The sequence below is a fragment of the Streptomyces sp. NRRL S-87 genome (assembly GCF_000719335.1).
GTDB lineage: Bacteria > Actinomycetota > Actinomycetes > Streptomycetales > Streptomycetaceae > Streptomyces.
On the sequence record NZ_JOGB01000115.1, the window covers coordinates 1 to 6,279 of the forward strand.

At 76.8% G+C, this 6,279-nt stretch carries 1 protein-coding gene and 1 pseudogene; both read left to right on the top strand.

The annotated features are described in order from the left end of the window. Positions 1-5,497, top strand: a pseudogene (locus IF43_RS0135020) (SDR family NAD(P)-dependent oxidoreductase); the annotation flags it as partial. Between the two features lie 50 nt (positions 5,498-5,547). After that, positions 5,548-6,279: beta-ketoacyl reductase (locus IF43_RS43325; RefSeq protein WP_030210792.1), on the top strand; the 732-nt coding region annotated here is incomplete at its 3' end.

Below are 6,279 nucleotides of genomic sequence, written 5' to 3' on the forward strand. Positions count from 1 at the left end.
GTGAGGACGTACGTCGAACTCGGTCCGGACGGCGTCCTCTCCGCCCTCGCCCAGGAGTGCGTCACCGACGAGGACGCCGTCTTCGTCCCCGCCCTGCGCAAGGGCCGCGACGAGGACGAGGCCGTCGTCACCGCCCTCACCCGGGCCCACGCCCACGGCCTGCGCGTCGACTGGGGCGCCTTCTTCGCCGGCACCGGCGCCCGCCGCGTCGACGACCTGCCCACGTACGCCTTCCAGCGGCAGCGCTACTGGATCGAGCCCGGCAGCCGGATCGGCGACCTCACCGCGGCCGGTCTGCACGCGGCGGCCCACCCGCTGCTCGGCGCCATGGTCGCCCTCGCCGACTCCGACGGCTTCGCCTTCACCAGCCTGCTGTCCGCGGCCACCCACCCCTGGCTGGCCGACCACCGGGTGATGGGCAGCGTCCTGCTCCCGGGCACCGCCTTCGTCGAGCTGGCCGTCTGGGCCGGCGACCAGGTCGGCTGCGGCACCCTCGAGGAGCTGACCCTCGAAGCCCCGTTCGTGCTGCCCGAACGCGGCGGTGTGCAGCTCCAGATCAACGTGGGCGCACCCGACGCCGACGGCTCCGGCCGACGCCCGGTCCGTCTCTCCTCCCGCCCCGCGGACAGCGCGGCCGACGAGCCCTGGACCCGGCACGCCGACGGCGTCCTGGCCCGCGCCGCCGGCCCGGCCCGGTCGGTGTTCGCGGCCGGCCAGTGGCCCCCGGCCGGAGCCGAACCCCTCGACACGGACGGCCTCTACGCCGAACTGGCCGCCGTCGGCATGGGCTACGGCCCCGCCTTCCGCGGCCTCACCGCGGCCTGGCGGCACGGCGACGGCGTGTGCGCCGAGGTCGCCCTCCCCGACGAATCCGCCGCCGCTGCGCGGGACTTCGGTCTCCACCCGGCCCTGCTCGACGCGGCCCTGCACACCCTCGGCCTCGGCGTCCTGGGCGGCACCGAGGGCGAGGGCCGGCTCCCGTTCGCCTGGACCGGCGTGACCCTCCATGCGAGCGGCGCCGACGCCCTGCGCGTCCACCTCGCACCCACGGGCGCCGGCGACGCCGTCCGCCTGGAGATCGCGGACGTGACGGGCGCACCGGTCGCGACCGTCGACTCCCTCGTCCTGCGGCCCGTGTCGGCCGAACAGGTCCACGCGGCCCGCACCGCCCACCACGAGTCGGTCTTCCGCACCGAATGGCGGGCCCTGCCGGCCGCCGCCGCCGCTGCCGCGGCCTCCGGCGACGGTGACGGCGGCGACGGTGACGGTGACGGCGACACGGCGGCGACGGACACAGAGCCGCGCGCCCGGTGGGCGGTCCTGGGAACGGCCGCCCCCGCCCTGCTGGCCGACCCGCGCGCCGGCCACCCCGACGGCGGCCCCGCCGTGGACGCCGACCTCGCCGGGTACGCCGACACCGCCGAGCTGGCCGCCGCGGTCGCCGCCGGAGCCCCCGTCCCGGACGCCGTGTTCGCCGTGTTCGCCCCGTCCGGCCCCACCCCGCCGGAGCCGACCGCCGACGCCGTGCACCGGGCCACCCACCAGGCCCTCGCCCTCGCCCGGACCTGGCTGGGGGAGGAGCCCTTCATCGGCGACGCGTTCGCCGACACCCGCCTGGTCGTCCTCACCACGGGCGCGGTCGCGGCCCCCGTCGCCCACATCCCCGGCGCCACCGCCGCCCCCGGTGCGACGGCCGCCCCCGGCACGACCGCCGCCGACGGCACCGGCCCGTCGGCCGCTACCGTCACGGCCGCTGCCGCCGCCACCGTCACCGACCCCGTGCACGCGGCCGTCCGCGGCCTGCTCCGCTCCGCCCAGGCCGAACACCCCGGCCGGCTGCTGCTCCTCGACACCGACGGCACCGAGGAGTCCGTACGCGCCCTGCCCGCCGCCCTCGCGGCCGCCCGCGCCGCCGGCGAGCCGGACCTCGCCGTGAGGGCCGGCGCCGCCCTCGTCCCCCGCCTCGCGCGCGTGCCCCGGCAGGCCGAGGCGGAGGCGCACCCGGCCCCCGGGCGCGCCGCGTACGCCCCCGACGCGACCGTGCTGATCACCGGTGCCGGCGGTCTCCTCGGCGGACTCGTCGCCCACCGCCTGGTCGCCGAGCACGGCGTACGGCACCTGCTGCTCGTCGGCCGCCGCGGCGGAGCCACCCCCGGGGCCGACCGCCTCACCGCCGAACTCACCGCCGCCGGCGCCTCGGTCACCTGGGCCGCCTGCGACGTCGCCGACCGCGACGCACTGGCCGCCGTACTGGCGGCCGTCCCCGCCGAGCACCCGCTCGGCGCGGTCGTCCACACCGCCGGCGTGCTCGACGACGGCGTGGTCACCTCCCTGACTCCCGAGCGCCTGTCGGCCGTCCTGCGCCCCAAGGCCGACGCCGCCCTCCACCTGCACGAACTGACCCGCGACCTCGACCTCTCCGCGTTCGTGCTCTTCTCCTCCATCGGAGGCACCTTCGGAGGCGCCGGCCAGGGCAACTACGCCGCGGCCAACGTCTTCCTCGACGCCCTCGCCCACCACCGCCGGTCCCTCGGCCTCCCCGCCACCTCGCTCGCCTGGGCCCTGTGGGCGGACGGCACCGGCATGGCGGGCAGCCTCACCGACGCCGACATCAGCCGCATGACCCGGGGCGGGCTGCCCCCGCTGACCTCGGCCGAGGGCCTCGACCTGTTCGACCTCGCGCACCGCCTCGACGAGCCCGCCCCGGTCCTGATGCGCGTCGACCCCGCCGGGCTCCGGCCCCAGGCCCAGGCGGGCACGCTCTCCCCGCTGCTGCGCGAGCTCGTCCGCGTCCCGGCCCGCCGGTCCGCGGCCGCGGCGGGCGGCGACGCCCCGGGGCTCCGCCGGCGCCTGGCCGGCCTCCCGGCGGCCGAGCAGGAGCGCGCCCTCCTCGACCTCGTCCGCAGGCAGGTCGCCACCGCCCTCGGCCACCCGAACGCCGCCGCCGTCGAACCGGGCCGCTCCTTCAAGGAGCTGGGCTTCGACTCGCTCACCGCCGTCGAGCTCCGCAACCTGCTGGGCGAGGCCACCGGCCGGCGCCTGCCCGCCACCCTCGTCTTCGACTACCCGACGGCCACCGCGCTCGCCCGGTACCTGCGCGAGGAGCTGCTCGGCGACCCCGCCGACGACGCCGGTGACGACCGGCTCCCGGCGCGTCGACGCGCGGCGTCCGCCGCCCGCCGCACCGGCGCCGGGACCGCCGCCGAGGACGACCCGATCGCCGTCGTCGCGATGAACTGCCGCTTCCCCGGCGGCATCACCTCACCCGAGGACCTGTGGCGGATGCTCGCCGAGGGCCGCGACGGCATCACCGCGTTCCCGGCCGACCGCGGCTGGGACCTCGACACCCTCTACAGCGACGACCCCGACCGCGAAGGCACCAGCTACGTGCGCGAGGGCGGTTTCCTGCACGGGGCCGCCGAGTTCGACGCCGCCTTCTTCGGCATCTCGCCGCGCGAGGCGCTGGCCATGGACCCCCAGCAGCGCCTGCTGCTCGAGACCACCTGGGAGACCTTCGAGCGGGCCGGTATCGACCCCGCCACCCTGCGGGGCAGCCGGACCGGCGTGTTCGTCGGCTCCAACGCGCAGGACTACCTCCAGCTGTGGCTCGACGACGGCGACGGCCTCGAGGGCCACCTCGGCACCGGCAACGCCGCCAGCGTCGTCTCCGGCCGCATCTCCTACACCTTCGGCCTCGAAGGCCCGGCCGTCACCATCGACACGGCCTGCTCCTCCTCGCTCGTCACCCTGCACCTCGCCGCCCAGGCCCTGCGCCGCGGCGAGTGCGCGATGGCCCTCGCGGGCGCGGTCACGATCATGTCCACGCCCGGCGCGTTCACCGAGTTCAGCCGCCAGCGCGGGCTGGCCGCCGACGGCCGCATCAAGGCCTTCGCCGCGGCCGCGGACGGCACGATCTGGTCCGAGGGCGTCGGCCTCCTCCTGCTGGAGCGGCTCTCCGACGCCCGCCGCAACGGGCACCCCGTCCTCGCCGTGGTCCGCGGTACGGCCGTCAACCAGGACGGCGCCTCCAACGGCCTCACCGCCCCCAACGGCCCGTCCCAGCAGCGCGTCATCCGCGAGGCCCTCGCCGACGCCGGCCTGACCGCCGCCGAGGTCGACGCGGTCGAGGCGCACGGCACCGGCACGCGGCTGGGCGACCCCATCGAGGCCCAGGCCCTGCTGGCCACGTACGGCCAGGACCGTCCGGAGGGCCGGCCGCTGCTCCTGGGCTCGGTGAAGTCGAACATCGGGCACACCCAGGCCGTCGCCGGCGCCGCCGGCGTCATCAAGATGGTCATGGCCATGCGGCACGGGCTGCTGCCGCAGACCCTCCACGTCGACGAACCGACGCCCTACGTCGACTGGTCCGCCGGCGACATCGAGCTGCTGACCGAGCAGCGGGCCTGGCCGGAGACCGGCCGCCCGCGGCGGGCCGGCATCTCCTCGTTCGGCTACAGCGGCACCAACGCCCACGCCGTCATCGAGCAGGCACCGGAGCACGCCGCCGCACCGGCCGCCGCCGCACCGGTCGCCCCTGCCACCCCTGCCGCCCCCGCCGTGCCGGTCGCGCCGGTCCTGCCATGGACCGTCTCCGGCCGCACCGTGTCCGCCCTGCGCGCCCAGGCGGCCCGCCTGAGCCCCCTGGCGGCCGACGTCCTGGCGGCCTCCGGGACCCGGGGCGCCCTCGACCTCGGCCACAGCCTGGCCGTGCACCGGGCCGCCCTGGAGCACCGCGCGGTGGTCCTCGGCGAGCCCCGGGACAGCGGGACGTTCCTCGCCCGCCTCGACGCCCTCGCCGCCGGCGAGCAGGTGCCGGGCCTGGTCCAGGGCGTCGTGTCGACCGGCGCGCCGGCCTTCCTGTTCACGGGGCAGGGCAGCCAGCGCCTCGGCATGGGCCGCGAGCTGTACGACGCCTACCCCGTGTTCGCCCGGGCCCTCGACGCCGTCTGCGCGAAGCTCGGACTTCCGCTGAAGGACGTCCTGTTCGGGTCGGACGCCGCTGTGCTGGACCGGACGGAGTGGGCGCAGCCGGCGCTGTTCGCGGTCGAGGTGGCGCTGTTCCGCCTGCTGGAGTCGTACGGGGTGCGGCCGGAGTTCGTGGCCGGTCATTCGGTCGGTGAGATCGCCGCCGCGCACGTGGCCGGGGTGCTGTCCCTGGACGACGCGTGCGTGCTGGTCGCTGCGCGTGGTCGGTAGGACGAAGCGGCTGACGGTGAGTCATGCCTTCCATTCGCCGCTCATGGACGGGATGTTGGACGATTTCCGTCGGGTGGTGGAGGGGCTGTCGTTCGACGCCCCTCGTATCACGGTCGTGTCCTGCCTGACGGGTGCCGTCGTCACCGACGAGATGGCCTCGGCGGAGTTCTGGGTGCGGCACGTGCGCGAGGCCGTGCGCTTCCTGGACGGCGTCCGGGCCCTCGAGGCCGCCGGCGTGACGACGTACGTCGAGATCGGGCCGGACGCCGTGCTGTCGGCGCTGGCTCAGGAATGCCTGACGGGCGGCGAGGCCGGGATCGCCTTTGCCGACGTACGCCTTCCAGACTGGAGGTGGCCGCCGACGCGCCGTTCAGCGAACTCGTCCCCGCCCTGTCCGCATGGCGCCGCCACGGCCAGGAGCAGTCCGAGGTGGACCGCTGGCGCTACCGCGTCTCGTGGCGGCCGCTGGCGGACGTCGCCTCCGGTGCGCGGCTGTCCGGCTCGTGGCTGGTGGTGGTTCCGGCCGGCGGTGTCGACGACTCCGCCGTGGTGGACGCCCTGGCCGGGCGCGGCGCCGAGGTCGGCCGGGTGGTCGTCGGGTCCGGTGCCGACCGTGGCGCGGTGGCCCGGCTGCTGGCCGACGTGTCCGGCCCGGTGGCGGGCGTGGTGTCACTGCTCGCGCTGGACGAGTCGGGGTCCGCCGGTGTGGTAGGCACGGCTGCTCTTGTGCAGGCGTTGGGTGATGCCGGGGTGGAGGCGCCGCTGTGGTGCCTGACCCGGGGTGCGGTGTCGGTGGGTCGTTCGGACCGGCTGGTGTCCGCGGTTCAGGCGCAGACGTGGGGCCTGGGGCGTGTGGCCGCGCTGGAGGTGCCGGAGCGGTGGGGCGGTCTGGTCGATCTGCCTGAGGTGTGGGACGAGCGGGCGATGGGTCGGCTGGTCGGTGTGCTGGCCGGTGGTGCGGCTGGTGAGGACCAGGTCGCGGTGCGGTCGTCGGGTGTCTTCGGTCGTCGTCTGATCCGGGCTGCCGGTGGTGGCGCGGGTGCGTGGGAGCCGTCGGGGACGGTCCTGGTCACCGGTGGTACG